The organism is Rhodococcus sp. IEGM 1330 (genome assembly GCF_033142445.1).
GTDB lineage: Bacteria > Actinomycetota > Actinomycetes > Mycobacteriales > Mycobacteriaceae > Rhodococcoides.
On the sequence record NZ_JAWLSB010000001.1, the window covers coordinates 859,286 to 873,094 of the forward strand.

The 13,809-nt window shown below is 64.6% G+C and carries 12 protein-coding genes; 10 read left to right on the top strand and 2 right to left on the bottom strand.

The features are described from left to right. From nuoF to nuoN, 9 genes are read left to right on the top strand one after another with little or no spacing between them, the layout of a single operon-like run. Positions 1-1,302 carry an NADH-quinone oxidoreductase subunit NuoF gene (gene nuoF, locus R4P57_RS03970; RefSeq protein WP_317801529.1) on the top strand — a complete coding sequence of 434 codons (1,302 nt, stop codon included), beginning with the start codon at positions 1-3 and terminating at the stop codon, positions 1,300-1,302. After that, a complete protein-coding gene (locus R4P57_RS03975; RefSeq protein WP_317801530.1) occupies positions 1,299-3,767 on the top strand; it encodes an NADH-quinone oxidoreductase subunit G in 2,469 nt (822 codons plus the stop codon). The genes nuoF and R4P57_RS03975 overlap by 4 nt, the downstream gene beginning before the upstream one ends. Beyond that, on the top strand, positions 3,764-5,074 hold the full coding sequence (nuoH, locus tag R4P57_RS03980) for an NADH-quinone oxidoreductase subunit NuoH (RefSeq protein ID WP_411742285.1): 1,311 nt from the start codon (positions 3,764-3,766) through the stop codon (positions 5,072-5,074). The genes R4P57_RS03975 and nuoH overlap by 4 nt, the downstream gene beginning before the upstream one ends. After that, positions 5,067-5,660: an NADH-quinone oxidoreductase subunit NuoI gene (gene nuoI, locus R4P57_RS03985; protein WP_317801531.1), complete on the top strand. Its 594-nt coding sequence runs from the start codon at positions 5,067-5,069 to the stop codon at positions 5,658-5,660. The genes nuoH and nuoI overlap by 8 nt, the downstream gene beginning before the upstream one ends. Continuing rightward, positions 5,657-6,433 (top strand): NADH-quinone oxidoreductase subunit J, encoded by a 777-nt coding sequence (locus R4P57_RS03990; RefSeq protein ID WP_317801532.1) that lies wholly within the window; start codon positions 5,657-5,659, stop codon positions 6,431-6,433. Before nuoI ends, R4P57_RS03990 begins: the two co-directional genes overlap by 4 nt. Further along, a complete protein-coding gene (gene nuoK, locus R4P57_RS03995) occupies positions 6,430-6,729 on the top strand; it encodes an NADH-quinone oxidoreductase subunit NuoK (RefSeq protein WP_008717020.1) in 300 nt (99 codons plus the stop codon). Before R4P57_RS03990 ends, nuoK begins: the two co-directional genes overlap by 4 nt. 13 nt (positions 6,730-6,742) lie before the next feature. Next, positions 6,743-8,614 carry an NADH-quinone oxidoreductase subunit L gene (gene nuoL, locus R4P57_RS04000; RefSeq protein ID WP_317801533.1) on the top strand — a complete coding sequence of 624 codons (1,872 nt, stop codon included), beginning with the start codon at positions 6,743-6,745 and terminating at the stop codon, positions 8,612-8,614. Next, positions 8,611-10,149 carry an NADH-quinone oxidoreductase subunit M gene (locus R4P57_RS04005; protein ID WP_317801534.1) on the top strand — a complete coding sequence of 513 codons (1,539 nt, stop codon included), beginning with the start codon at positions 8,611-8,613 and terminating at the stop codon, positions 10,147-10,149. The genes nuoL and R4P57_RS04005 overlap by 4 nt, the downstream gene beginning before the upstream one ends. Beyond that, on the top strand, positions 10,146-11,708 hold the full coding sequence (gene nuoN, locus R4P57_RS04010) for an NADH-quinone oxidoreductase subunit NuoN (protein WP_317801535.1): 1,563 nt from the start codon (positions 10,146-10,148) through the stop codon (positions 11,706-11,708). The genes R4P57_RS04005 and nuoN overlap by 4 nt, the downstream gene beginning before the upstream one ends. Before the next feature lie 11 nt (positions 11,709-11,719). Here nuoN and R4P57_RS04015 read toward each other — a convergent pair whose 3' ends face one another. Next, on the bottom strand, positions 11,720-12,199 hold the full coding sequence (locus tag R4P57_RS04015; RefSeq protein ID WP_317801536.1) for a DUF4188 domain-containing protein: 480 nt from the start codon (positions 12,197-12,199) through the stop codon (positions 11,720-11,722). Positions 12,200-12,275: 76 nt separating this feature from the next. Between R4P57_RS04015 and R4P57_RS04020 the strand changes: the two genes are divergently transcribed. Next, positions 12,276-12,869 (top strand): TetR/AcrR family transcriptional regulator, encoded by a 594-nt coding sequence (locus R4P57_RS04020; protein ID WP_317801537.1) that lies wholly within the window; start codon positions 12,276-12,278, stop codon positions 12,867-12,869. On the opposite strand, the gene R4P57_RS04025 is transcribed toward R4P57_RS04020, so the two are convergent. Continuing rightward, positions 12,863-13,741 carry a YdcF family protein gene (locus R4P57_RS04025; protein WP_317801538.1) on the bottom strand — a complete coding sequence of 293 codons (879 nt, stop codon included), beginning with the start codon at positions 13,739-13,741 and terminating at the stop codon, positions 12,863-12,865. The genes R4P57_RS04020 and R4P57_RS04025 overlap by 7 nt on opposite strands. Positions 13,742-13,809 lie beyond the last annotated feature (68 nt).

Genomic DNA, 13,809 nt, shown 5'->3' on the forward strand with positions numbered 1-13,809 from the left:
ATGGCCCTGACGCCGGTGCTGAGTGAGTTCTGGGACGAGAAGGACTCGTGCACACTCGACGTCTACCGCAGTCACGACGGATATCAAGGGCTGGAGAAGGCCCTTGCCATGGACCCCGACCATCTCATCGCCTTCGTCAAGGATTCCGGTCTGCGAGGCCGCGGCGGTGCAGGATTCCCGACCGGAACGAAGTGGAGCTTCATTCCACAGGGTGACGGGAAGGCTCACTACCTGGTGGTCAACGCCGACGAGTCGGAGCCGGGTACCTGCAAGGACATGCCGCTGATGATGGCCAGCCCGCACACGTTGATCGAGGGAATCATCATCGCGGCGTACGCCATTCGTGCATCGCACGCTTTCGTCTACGTTCGCGGCGAAGTGGTACCGGTGTTGCGCAGATTGCAGGCCGCGGTCGCCGAGGCCTACGCCGCGGGCTACCTGGGCAAGAACGTTCTCGAATCGGGGTTCGATCTCGAGCTGGTGATCCACGCCGGTGCCGGTGCCTACATCTGTGGCGAGGAGACGGCGCTACTCGATTCGCTGGAGGGGCGACGAGGCCAACCCCGACTGCGTCCACCGTTCCCCGCGGTGGCAGGCCTGTACGCGCGCCCGACGGTGGTCAACAACGTGGAATCGATAGCGAGCGTTCCGGTGATCCTGCGCAAGGGAATCGAATGGTTCCGATCGATGGGCAGCGAGAAGTCACCCGGCTTCACCCTGTACTCGATCTCCGGCCACGTGTGTCGCCCCGGCCAGTACGAGGCCCCGCTGGGGATCACCCTGCGGGAACTGCTGGATTACGCGGGCGGCATCCGGCCCGGTCACGAGCTCAAGTTCTGGACACCGGGAGGATCGTCGACACCGATGTTCACCGGCGATCACCTCGACGTGCCACTCGACTACGAAGGCGTCGGCGCCGCCGGATCGATGTTGGGTACCAAGGCCTTGCAGATCTTCGACGACACGACGTGCGTGGTGCGAGCGGTGTTGCGATGGACGGAGTTCTACGCACACGAATCCTGCGGCAAATGCACGCCGTGCCGAGAAGGAACCTACTGGCTGGTGCAGATACTTCGCCGCCTCGACGGCGGAACCGGCACCGAAGCGGACCTCACAACACTGCTCGACATCGCGGACGGCATCGCCGGAAAGTCGTTCTGCGCGTTGGGAGACGGAGCCGCAAGCCCCATCGTGTCGTCGCTGAAGTACTTCCGCGACGAATACATCCGACACGTCACTGAACAGGGATGCCCATTCGATCCACACCGATCGACCCTGATGGCAGAGGAGCTGACGTCATGACGGCACCAGCAGATGGTCGTTCCGCAGGCTCCACTCCTGCCCCTGAGCAGTCGGTCACTCCAGTCGAAATGGTGACACTGACCATCGACGACCACGAGATCAGTGTTCCGAAGGGCACGTTGGTGATTCGCGCCGCCGAGCTGATGGGCGTGCAGATCCCGCGCTTCTGCGATCACCCGCTGCTCGACCCGGTGGGGGCGTGCCGGCAATGTCTGGTCGATGTCGAGGGGCAGCGCAAGCCGCTGGCGTCCTGCACGACGACGGTGGCCGAGGGCATGATCGTGCGCACTCAGGTGACGTCGGAGTCGGCAGAGAAGGCGCAGCGAGGCGTCATGGAATTGCTGCTGATCAATCATCCGCTCGATTGCCCGGTGTGCGACAAGGGCGGTGAGTGTCCGCTGCAGAACCAGGCGATGGCTGCGGGCCGGGTCGAGTCCAGATTCGTCGAGACCAAACGCACGTACCCCAAGCCGATTCCGCTGTCGGCCGAGGTCTTGCTGGATCGGGAGCGGTGCGTCCTGTGCGCGCGATGCACTCGTTTCGCGGCTCAAGTGGCCGGCGACCCGTCCATCGACTTACTGGAGCGTGGTGCGATTCAACAGGTGGGGATCTTCGGCAACGAGCCGTTCGACTCCTACTTCTCGGGCAACACCGTTCAGATCTGTCCGGTGGGTGCGCTGACCAACACCGAGTATCGGTTCCGGGCACGCCCGTACGACCTCACCTCCTCGCCCAGCGTGTGCGAGCACTGCGCAGGTGGTTGCGCTCAACGCACGGATCATCGACACGGCAAGGTCCTTCGACGGCTGGCGGGGGACGGCCCACAGGTCAACGAGGAATGGAACTGCGACAAGGGACGGTGGGCGTTCAAGTACGCCACCGAACCCGATCGCATCACCGCGCCGATGATCCGCGACGAATCGGGGGAGTTGATCGAGACGTCGTGGTCGGCTGCGCTGGCCGCCGCGGCGGCGGGGCTTGCCGGATCGGTCGGCCGAGCCGCGGTGCTGATCGGCGGAAGGTCGACCCTCGAAGACGCCTACGCGTACGCCAAGTTTGCTCGAACAGTGCTGCATACCAACGATATCGACTTCCGCAATCGCAGCCACAGTACCGAGGAAGCGGATTTCCTGGCCGGTCGAATCGCAGCAACCGGGTTGGGTGTCACCTACACCGATCTCGAGAACGCCCCGGTGGTGGTGCTCGTCGGGTTCGAGCCCGAGGAAGAATCACCACTGGTGTTCCTGAGGCTTCGAAAGGCGCACCGCACCAGCGCAGTGGTGGTGGCATCGATCGCGCCGTTCTCCACCCGAGGCCTACGAAAGCTCGACGGCATCCTGCTGCAGTCGATTCCCGGTGACGAACCGGGGTGGCTCGATGCGTTGCACGTCGGCGATCGTGGCACCGAATCGATTGCACGCCTCCTCCGGGAGCCTGGTGCGATCGTTCTCGTGGGCGAGCGGCTCGGCTCCGTTCCCGGGGGTCTGGCGGCGGCTTCGAAACTGGCGGACGACACCGGGGCGAGCCTGGCCTGGATTCCGCGACGTGCTGGAGAACGCGGTGCCCTCGACGCAGGGGCGCTGCCGAACGTTCTGCCCGGCGGGCGTCCTGTGGCCGATGCGGCTGCGCGCGCCGAGGTGGCCGCGGTGTGGGGAGTGCCCGAGCTGCCGGTGGAGGTGGGCCGCGACACCGCGGCGATCCTGGCCGACGCGGGACCGAATCGTGTCCTGGTCACTGCCGGAATCGATCTCGACGATCTGCCGGACCCTCGGGGCGCACTCGATGCACTCGACCGATCGGCGTTCGTGGTCAGCCTCGAGCTACGCCGCAGTGTGGTCACAGAGCGGGCCGACGTGGTGTTCCCGGTGGCGCCGGTGGTCGACAAGTCGGGAACTTTCGTCGACTGGGAGGGACGACCTCGCACGTTCGACACTGCACTCGGTGCAGGCGCGGTGATGCCGGATCAACGCATCCTCGACGCCATCGCCGCGCAGATGGGCATCGAACTGGCCGTGCCCGACGCGGCAGCGGCACGCGCCGAGTTGGCTCTCCTCGGTGGGTGGAACGGCCCGCGCACCGCGGTGGCCCGGGTGGCGCCTCGCGCGGACGTTCCGGCCGTCGGCTCCGGGGACGCGATTCTGGCCACGTGGCGGATGCTCCTCGACGCGGGACGGATGCAGGACGGTGAGGACAACCTCGCCGCGACCGGCCGCACGCCCACTGTTCGGTTGTCGGCGGCGAGGGCCTCGGCCATCGGAGCGGAGACCGGTGACCTGGTGAGCGTCGGGACGGACCGTGGCTCGATCACATTGCCACTGACGATCACCGACCTGCCCGACACCGTGGTGTGGGTACCGATGAACTCGCCCGGTTCGGCGGTGTATCGCTCGCTGGGGGTGCAGTCGGGCGCGGTGGTGAGCATTCGTCGTGGTTCTGCGGAACGACCAGAAAGTGGGCAGTCATGATCGTGGCCGCGCCGACCGATCTGTCGATGTTCGGCAACGATCCGTGGTGGTTGGTTGTCGGGAAGGCTCTGGCGGTCTTCGTGTTCCTGGTGCTCACGCCGCTGGTCGCGATCTATGCCGAACGCAAGATCATGGCGTGGATGCAGATGCGGGTGGGTCCCAACCGGGTGGGCCCGTGGGGTCTGTTGCAGTCGTTGATGGACGGGATCAAGCTGGCGCTGAAGGAGGGGATCACTCCGACCGGCGTCGACAAGCCTATTTATGTTCTGGCTCCGATCATTTCGGTGGTTCCTGCGTTCATGGCATTCGCCGTGATTCCGTTCGGGCCCGAGGTGTCGGTGTTCGGTACGACGACGCCGCTGCAGATGACCGACCTGCCGGTCGGGGTTCTGTACATTCTCGCGGTCACGTCGGTGGGTGTGTACGGGATCGTGTTGGCGGGGTGGGCGTCGGGCTCGACGTACCCGCTGCTCGGTGCGCTGCGTTCGACGGCGCAGGTGATCTCCTACGAGGTTGCGATGGGCTTGTCGTTCGCGGCGGTCTTTCTGTACGCGGGCACCATGTCGACGTCCGGAATCGTTGCTGCGCAACAGAACACCTGGTGCGTGTTTCTGCTGCTGCCGTCGTTCCTGGTGTATGTGACGGCGATGGTCGGCGAAACCAACCGCGCTCCGTTCGATCTGCCCGAGGCGGAGGGTGAGCTGGTGGGCGGATTCCACACGGAGTACTCGTCTCTTCGTTTCGCCATGTTCATGCTCGCCGAGTACATCAACATGGTCACCGTGTCGGCACTCGCGACCACGCTGTTCCTCGGCGGTTGGCAGGCTCCGATTCCGCTGAGTCTGTGGAGCGGTGCCAATTCGGGGTGGTGGCCGGTGCTGTGGTTCACCCTCAAGGTCTGGGTGTTCCTGTTCGTGTTCATCTGGCTGCGTTCGACGCTGCCGAGGCTGCGCTACGACCAGTTCATGAACTTCGGTTGGAAGATTCTCATTCCGGTTGCCCTGATCTGGGTGATGGTGATCGCGACGGTGCGGGTACTCGGGGTCGATCGGTACGACGTACCGCTGGTCACGTTCGGCGTGTCGATGATCTTCGCGGTGGCCGTGCTGGGTGCGCTGTTGCTGATGGTGCGCAGGCGTGCACGGGAGCGGAACGTGCCGCCTCCTGTACCCGTCGCCGAGTTCGATGCTGTGGCAGGCGGATTCCCGATACCTCCCATTCCCGCGCAGGGCTCGAATTTCCCGAGCCGGCACGCAGGTGTGCGCTCATCCGCAGCCAGGTCACCGAAGGAGAACGCCGATGCCTGAATTTCTCGGTCCCATAGCCGGTTTCGGGGTCACCTTCGCCACGATGTTCAAAAAGGCCGAGACGGAGCTGTATCCGGAGGAGAAGAAGCCGACCGAGGTTCGCTACCACGGTCGTCATCAGCTCAATCGGTACGCCGACGGTCTCGAGAAGTGCATCGGCTGCGAGCTCTGCGCGTGGGCCTGCCCGGCCGACGCGATCTACGTCGAAGGAGCCGACAACACCGAGACCGAGAGGTTCTCTCCGGGCGAGCGCTACGGCGGGGTCTATCAGATCAATTACCTGCGGTGCATCGGGTGCGGCCTGTGCGTGGAGGCCTGTCCCACCAGGGCTCTGACGATGACCAACGAGTACGAACTGGCCGGTGACAACCGAGCTGATCTGATCTACGAGAAGGACTCGCTGCTGGCACCGCTGGAGCCGGACATGACGGCACCGCCGCACGCGATGGCACCGGGCCTTTCGGCCGAGGACTACTACCGGGGAACCGTCACCGGCCACGAGTCACCGGCCGAGTCCGCAGCCGAACCCGAGTCCGTAGCCGAACCCGAGTCCCCAGCCGAACCCGAGGGCGGTTCGGTGCGATGAGTGCACCGGAAGCCGTTGTGCAGTTGGCCCTCGATGCCACGTCCACCGGTGAGGCCGTGCAATTCTGGACCCTGGGTGTCGTTGCCGTGATCGGTGCGCTCGGCGTGGTGATGAGCACCAAAGCCGTCTACTCGGCGTTGTTCCTCGCTGCCACGATGGTGGTACTGGCGATCTTCTACATGGCGCAGGGGGCGTTGTTCCTCGGTGTCGTGCAGATCGTCGTCTACACCGGCGCGGTCATGATGCTGTTCCTGTTCGTTCTGATGCTCGTCGGAGTCGACACCTCCGAGTCGCTGACCGAAACCCTGCGCGGACACCGCATCGCGGCCGTCGTCATCGGAATCGGCTTCGGACTGTTGATCATCGGGGTACTGCTGCGCGACGCTGCCCGTGCCGGTCGGCTCGACTTCGCCGGTCTCGACGCAGTCAACTCCACCGGAAACGTCGAGGGCTTGGCAGAGCTGATCTTCGTCGAGTACGTGTGGGCGTTCGAGTTGACCGGGGCGCTGCTGATCACGGCCACCATCGGGGCGATGATCCTGGCGCACCGGGAAGCTCTGGGGCCGGTCAAGGGTCAGCGAGAAATGGCTCAGGATCGATTCCGCGACGGCTCGAGGGTGACACCGCTGCCGAGCCCAGGGGTGTACGCCAGACACAACGGGGTCGATCGCCGCGCTCTGTTGCCCGACGGAACCGAATCCGAGTCCTCCGTCAACGCCATGTTCGCCGATCGACGGAGTCAGTACAAGGTGGACGGGGGTGACGAGCGATGAATCCCGAGAACTACCTCTACCTGTCGGTTCTGCTGTTCACGATCGGCGCGGCGGGTGTCATCGTCAGACGCAACGCCATCATCGTGTTCATGTGCATCGAATTGATGCTCAACGCAGTCAATCTCGCGTTCGTCACGTTCTCCCGGATGCACGGCAATCTCGACGGACAGTTGTTCGCGTTCTTCACCATGGTGGTCGCCGCCGCCGAGGTGGTGGTGGGCCTGGCCATCATCATGGCCATATTCCGTTCTCGTCGGTCGATTTCGATGGACGAGAACTCCCTGATGAAGAATTGACGGGGGCGCAGAAATGATGTCGATACTGTGGCTTCTTCCGGCTCTGCCGGCGTTCGGTGCGGCGCTCCTGCTGCTCGCAGGCAGGCGCACCGACGGGTGGGGGCATCTCGTCGCGACGGCAGCAGCAGTGTCCTCGTTCGTCGTGGCCGCGATGGTGTTCGCATCGATGCTGGGCCGTGCGGAATCGGGCCGAGCCCTCACCCAGACCCTGTTCCGATGGGTTCCGGTCGACGAATTACAGGTCGAGTTCGGGTTGCGCGCAGATCAATTGTCGATCTGCTTCGTCCTGCTGATCACCGGGGTCGGGTCGCTCATTCACGTGTACTCCATCGGCTACATGAGCCACGACGCCGAGCGGCGGCGCTTCTTCGCGTACCTCAACCTGTTTCTGGCGGCGATGCTGCTGCTGGTTCTGGCCGACAACTTCCTCGGCCTCTACCTGGGGTGGGAGGGTGTCGGTCTGGCGTCGTATCTGCTCATCGGCTTCTGGCAGCACAAGCCGTCGGCTGCGTCGGCCGCCCGAAAAGCGTTCGTGGTCAACCGAGTCGGTGACATAGGCCTTGCCGTTGCGCTGATGATCATGTTCGTGAACTTCGGCTCCGTTCAGTACGACGACGTGTTCGCCGGAATCGGCGAGGCGAGCGAATCGGTGGCCACCGCCATGGCGCTGATGTTGCTGTTGGCGGCGTGTGGAAAGTCGGCGCAGGTGCCGCTGCAGTCCTGGCTCGGTGACGCCATGGAGGGCCCGACACCGGTGTCGGCATTGATTCACGCGGCCACGATGGTCACGGCCGGGGTGTATCTCATCGTGCGCTCGGGACCGGTGTTCGAGGCGTCGCCTGCCGCCCGCGCGGCCACCGTCACCGTCGGTGCGGTCACCCTGCTGTTCGGTGCCGTCATCGGTTGTGCGAAGGACGACATCAAGAAAGCGCTCGCGGCGTCGACGATGAGTCAGATCGGGTACATGGTGCTCGCGGCCGGGCTCGGCCCCTCCGGGTACGCCTACGCCATCGTGCTGCTGATCTCGCACGGCTTCTTCAAAGCGGGCTTGTTTCTGGGCGCGGGCTCGGTGATGCACGCGATGAACGACGAGACCGACATGCGACGGTTCGGTGGACTCCGCGCCGCGATGCCGATCACGTTCGTCACGTTCGGCCTCGGCTATCTGGCCATCATCGGACTGCCGCCGTTCTCCGGCTTCTTCGCCAAGGATCCGATCATCGAGGTCGCATTCGCGGCCGAGGGAGTGGCAGGTCCGATTCTCGGCTGCGTGACGTTGCTCGGTGCCGGTCTGACGGCCTTCTACATGACTCGAGTGATGCTGTTGACGTTCTTCGGTCCGAAACGCTGGTCCGCGCAGGCACATCCGCACGAGGTGTCGGCGACGATGACTGCCCCGATGATCGTGTTGGCCGTCGGCTCGGTGGCGTCGGGAGCCTTCCTCGCGGTGGGCGGGCGTCTCGAGGCATGGCTGGAACCCGTGGTGGGATCGGCACCCGAGGAACACGCGATTCCGGCCTGGGTGGTCACCGTCGCCGTCCTGGTGGTCGTGCTGGTCGGCGCGACCGTCGCCTACCGCAAGTACATCGTGAACGAGGTTCCGCCGATACCACCCGAGGATGTGTCGCCCCTGACCCGAGCTGCACGTGCCGATCTCTACGGAGATGCCGTCAACGAGGCGGCATTCATGCGTCCTGGACAGACATTGACGCGCGCACTGGTGCACGCCGACAACGGTATCGACGCAGTAGTGGACGGGGTGGGGAGCTCGATCGGTGGCGCATCGACGCGGTCCCGGCGGCTGCAGACGGGTTATGTGCGGTCGTATGCGTTGGCGATGTTCGCGGGAGCCGTTCTCGTGGTACTGATGGTGGTGGCTCTGTGACGATTTCCTGGTTGACCGTACTGTGGGTGCTCCCGATTCTCGGTGCCATCGTCGTCGCCCTGGTGCCCGCCGCTCGTCCGACGGTAGCGCGCAGTGTCGCAGTGGGTTTCGCTGCCGGGACCTTGGCCGTATCGGTCGCCCTGGCGGTGTCGTTCGACTCCGGTGGTGATCGGTACCAGTTCGTCGAAGACCATTCGTGGATAGCGGCTTTCGGTGCGCGGTACACCCTCGGTCTGGACGGAATCGGACTGGTCCTGGTGTTGCTCACCACCGTTCTCACGCCCTTGCTGATCGTCGCGGGCTGGTACGACGGCAGTCGCGTCGCGCACTACGGCTCCCGCCGGGTGTCGCACACGTACATGGCGTTGATCCTGGTGGTCGAGTCCATGGTGATCGTCTCGTTCCTCGCACTGGACGTATTGCTGTTCTACATCTTCTTCGAGGCGATGCTGATTCCGATGTACTTCCTCATCGGTGGCTTCGGGAGTGTTCATCGAACGCGCGCAGCGGTTAAGTTTCTGTTGTACAACCTGTTCGGCGGTCTGGTCATGTTGGCGGCCGTCATCGGTCTGTACGTGGTGACCGCGCGTCCCGACGGGCCTTTCGACGGCGGGACATTCGATCTGCGCGCGATCGCCGACGCGGCGGCATCGGGCGGACTCGGTGTGGATCCGATGGTTCTGAACGCACTGTTCCTCGGCTTCATGTTCGCTTTCGCGATCAAGGCACCGCTGTGGCCGTTCCATTCGTGGCTACCCGACGCCGCAGTGCAGTCGACACCCGCGACTGCGGTGCTGATGATGTCGGTGGTGGACAAGGTCGGCACCTTCGCGATGCTGCGGTTCTGTCTCGAACTGTTCCCTGGCTCGTCGCAGACGTTCGCGCCGTGGATCATCACTCTCGCGGTCATCGGCATCGTCTACGGCGCGATACTGGCGATCGGTCAGACCGACATGATGAGACTGATTGCCTACACGTCGATTTCGCACTTCGGATTCATCATCCTCGGCATCTTCGCCATGACCGGTCAGAGTCAGGCCGGTGCCACGCTGTACATGGTCAACCACGGAATCTCCACGGCCGCACTGTTCCTGATCGCGGGCTTCCTCGTGTCGCGTCGAGGGTCACGAGCGATCGCCGACTACGGCGGTGTGCAGAAGGTGGCGCCGGTGCTTGCCGGAACGTTCTTGATCTCGGGACTTGCCACTCTCTCGCTACCCGGCCTCGCCCCGTTCGTGAGCGAATTCCTCGTGCTGATCGGCACGTTCGGTCGATACGGAGTCGCCGCGATAGTGGCCGCCGGAGCCCTCGTGCTGTCGGCGATCTACATACTGTGGCTCTACCAGCGCGTCATGACCGGGCCGGTCCGGGAGGGCAACGAGACGGTGTCCGATCTCGTTCGCCGCGAACTGGCCGTCGTCGTGCCGTTGATCGCGTTGCTGATCGTGCTCGGTGTGTATCCGAAACCTGCGCTCGATGTCATCACTCCGGCAGTGCAATCCACGATCGTCGACAGTTCAGGAGGTCAGCGATGACCACACCCGAGGTGCAGTACGGTCTGCTGGCACCGATGCTGATCGTCTTTTCGGTCGCAGTTCTCGGTGTTCTCGTCGAGGCGTTCGTGCCGCTGCGGGCCCGTCGGATCACGCATCTGGGCCTCGCTCTCGCGGGTCTGGTGGCAGCGCTGGCGGCGATCCTCGCTCTGGCAGGCACCGAGGCTTCGGCGATGTCCGGGGCGGTCGCGATCGACGGGCCGACCCTGTTTTTACAGGGAACCATTGTGCTGGTGTCGATTCCGGCAATAGCACTGATGGCTGAGCGCACCGTTGCAGTCACCTCGACCGGTGCCGAGCGCCGCATCGATTCGTTCACTCCGCAGGCATCGACCACTCCGGGCAGCGTGGCGGAGAAGGAGGCCATCGACGCCGGCGTAGCCCAGACCGAGGTGTTTCCTCTGGCGATGTTCGCGATCGGCGGCATGTTGCTGTTTCCGGCGGCCACGGATTTGCTGACGATGTTCGTGGCGCTGGAAGTGCTGTCGTTGCCGCTGTATCTGCTCTGTGGACTGGCCCGACGGCGGCGATTGCTCTCTCAGGAAGCGGCCCTCAAATACTTTCTGCTTGGCGCGTTCTCGTCCGCGTTCTTCCTGTTCGGGGTCGCGTTCCTGTACGGCTACGCCGGAACCGTTCGGTTGGACGGCATCGCCGACGCCATCGCGGTGGACGGTCAGGGCAGATCGCTCGCGCTGATCGGAACCGCCTTGCTCGCAGTGGGTCTGCTGTTCAAGGTCGGTGCTGTGCCGTTTCATTCGTGGATTCCCGACGTCTACCAGGGTGCCCCCACACCGGTGACGGCTCTGATGGCCACGGTGACCAAGGTCGCGGCTTTCGGTGCGATTCTTCGCATCTTCGGGATGGCGCTACCCGGTCTCGAATCGAGTTGGCGGCCGATGCTGTGGGTCGTCGCCATCGCGACGATGGTGCTGGGTTCCGTTGTCGCGGTGACGCAGACGGATGTCAAACGGATGCTGGCGTACTCGTCCGTCGCGCACACCGGATTCATCCTCACCGGAGTGACGGCACTGGGTAATTCAGGTGATGTGGGCGATTCTGGTGTGTCGGCCACGATGTTCTATCTGCTGGCGTACGCGTTCAGCACTCTCGGGGGGTTTGCGATCATCGGGTTGGCTCGCGACGAACGCGGTGAGGTGAGCGATCTGGAACGGTGGGCCGGAATCGGTCGTCGGTCACCGCTGGTGGCGGCAGTGTTCGGGTTGTTCCTGCTCTCGTTCGCCGGCATTCCGCTCACCAGTGGGTTCATCGGCAAGTTCGCGGTGTTCAGCGCGGCCTCGGGTGCCGGGGGAGCGGCACTGGTCGTGGTCGGAGTGGTGTGCAGCGCGATTGCAGCGTTCTTCTACGTGCGGGTGATCGTGCTGATGTTCTTCACCGATCCGGGAGAGCGGACCGCCACGATCGTGCGCCCGAGCGCGTCGGTGTCGTGCGCGATCGGGGTCTCGGTGGTGGTCACCGTAGCTCTCGGAGTCTTCCCGCAGCCCGTTCTCGACCTTGCTGCGCGTGCCGGAAGCTTTCTGTAGCCGTCGAGCCGTTACTTCGCGGACTTCATTCGCTGCTTCCACGTGTGCGAGCCTGTACCGACCGGGAGTCCACCGATGGCTCCCGCGAGGCCGAACGTAGGCATGTTGACGTAGATCGCCTCACTGTTCTGTGCTGTCGCGGTATAGGTTTCGTGCCACACGCCGACGTGGCGGGTTGCGGCCACCGATCGGTTGAAGGCGCGCCAGGCGGGTGCATGTGGTGCGTCGGGATCGGAGGCGAAGCGCGTCAGGTCCTCGGCATTGCGCCAATAGCTGACCAGCATGGTGGTGCGTCCCAACCACGAGTGGTAGCCGAGCAGCCCGGAGGCGGGATCCTGCTCCAGATGGCTGAGCATCCGCGGCATCGCGCGCACCGCGGGTAGCCACGAGCGAACGGCCACCGGATTGTTGATGCGCATTCCGATGAGGAAGACCGTGACGGTGTCTCGTTCGGATTCGACCGTGCGGCGGCCGTCGATGATGGGTGGCATGACGTGTTCCCTTCTGTCAGGTGACTGGAAGTTTGTGTGACACTGTTATAAAACACCGTTGTGGTAAGTTTCGCAAGTGGCGAGACCAAGAATTCACGACGCGGAGTTGCGGACCAGGCTCCTCGAGGCAGCGGCGGAAACCGTTGCGCACCAGGGTGTCGACTCGTTGTCACTGCGTAAACTCGCGGCTGCGCAGAGCACCTCGACGACTGCGATCTACTCACTGTTCGGCGGACGTGCCGAGTTGCTCGTGGCACTGTTCGCCACGTCGTTCGCGAGTTTCGGGGATGCGCAGCGCCGGGTTCCGGTCACCGATGATCCGGAGGTCGATCTGCGGGAACTCGCCGTCGCGTACCGAGACTGGGCACTACGTAATCCGCATCTGTACGCGGTGATGTTCGGCGGCGTGCTCGGCTCCGTCGACGTGTCCGAAGAGGCACAACTCGCTTCCTCGGCGATGGATCCGCTGCGGGCGGCGGTGGCGAGCGCCGTCGCGGCAGGAACCATGGCCGGGGCGTCGGTCGAAACGATCAGCCACTCGTTCTGGGCGATCGTGCACGGGTTGGTGTCGCTGGAATTGGCAATGCCCTCGACCGACGACGACGAGACCCGTCGGGCGATGTTCGACGCCGGGACGGAGTCGGTACTACGAGGTTGGACGCGTCAGTAGGTGCGCGGTATCCCGAGGATCTTGCTGGCGTCGACGGTCATCCCCAGCCGCGCTGTGGGTGCGAGCGCAGGTAAGTCCGGGAGATCGTCGGGAGTGGACGTCGCAGCACCGATCACGTCGGAGCCGGCGATCTCGAAGTCGGATATCGCTCGCCGCAGGTGGCTGGGAGTCGTGGCCAGCACCAGATTCTCGATGTCGATCTCCGCTGCCAGTGCGGTGGTGCGCTGTGTGTTCTGCACCGTCGAATTCGCGGCGGATTCGGTGTGAATGCGGTCGGCCGCGATCCCGTCGTCGACGAGCCACCGCTGCATCGCGTCGGCCTCGGTGATGCCGCTCTGCGGATTCCCGCCGGTGACAATGATGGGGGACTCGGGGGAGCGCTCCGCCGCGGCGACGGCCGAGCGTAGACGTGCCACCAACTCCGGGGCCATACTGCCGTCGCCGTTCAGGCCCAGCCCGAGTACCACGATCGCGGTGCGGGGTCCGTCGGTGGTCGGCGCGAAGTCGATTGTCTCAGTGGCGGCGTCGTCGATGACGGCGATGGCTCGATCGACTGCGTCGGCGAGGGTGGGGGACAGACCGCGTAGGCGAGCCCCATGCTCCGCCAGAGCACCGGTATCGGCGGTCGCGTTGGCGTAGAACGTCTGCAGCGCTGCCACATTGGCGTCTTCCGGGGCGGCGGTTGCGAGCGCATCGAGTACGGCGAAACCGGCGTCGTAGCGACCCTTCACCAGCGCATCCTGCGCGTCGTTGTACTGCTCCACGTCGGCCGAACGGACCGACTCGGCGACGGTTGCCGGGGCCGACGCCTCGGGCTCGGCCACCGCCGTGATCGAGCCGAAACCGACAGCGAGCGCAGCGGCACAGGTCACGACGGCAACGCGAACGGTCGGGTGTACTCGGCCTTGTCGCACTACTGACGTCCTTCCGAACGGTGGCG

Excerpts from the sequence above, each read along its gene's own strand:
- R4P57_RS04015 (WP_317801536.1), bottom strand. The coding sequence starts at position 12,199 with ATGCCACCCATCATCGACGGCCGCCGCACGGTCGAATCCGAACGAGAC.
- R4P57_RS03975 (WP_317801530.1), top strand. The coding sequence starts at position 1,299 with ATGACGGCACCAGCAGATGGTCGTTCCGCAGGCTCCACTCCTGCCCCT.
- nuoL (WP_317801533.1), top strand. The coding sequence starts at position 6,743 with ATGATGTCGATACTGTGGCTTCTTCCGGCTCTGCCGGCGTTCGGTGCG.
- nuoH (WP_411742285.1), top strand. The coding sequence starts at position 3,764 with ATGATCGTGGCCGCGCCGACCGATCTGTCGATGTTCGGCAACGATCCG.
- nuoK (WP_008717020.1), top strand. The coding sequence starts at position 6,430 with ATGAATCCCGAGAACTACCTCTACCTGTCGGTTCTGCTGTTCACGATC.
- nuoI (WP_317801531.1), top strand. The coding sequence starts at position 5,067 with ATGCCTGAATTTCTCGGTCCCATAGCCGGTTTCGGGGTCACCTTCGCC.
- nuoF (WP_317801529.1), top strand. The coding sequence starts at position 1 with ATGGCCCTGACGCCGGTGCTGAGTGAGTTCTGGGACGAGAAGGACTCG.
- R4P57_RS03990 (WP_317801532.1), top strand. The coding sequence starts at position 5,657 with ATGAGTGCACCGGAAGCCGTTGTGCAGTTGGCCCTCGATGCCACGTCC.
- nuoN (WP_317801535.1), top strand. The coding sequence starts at position 10,146 with ATGACCACACCCGAGGTGCAGTACGGTCTGCTGGCACCGATGCTGATC.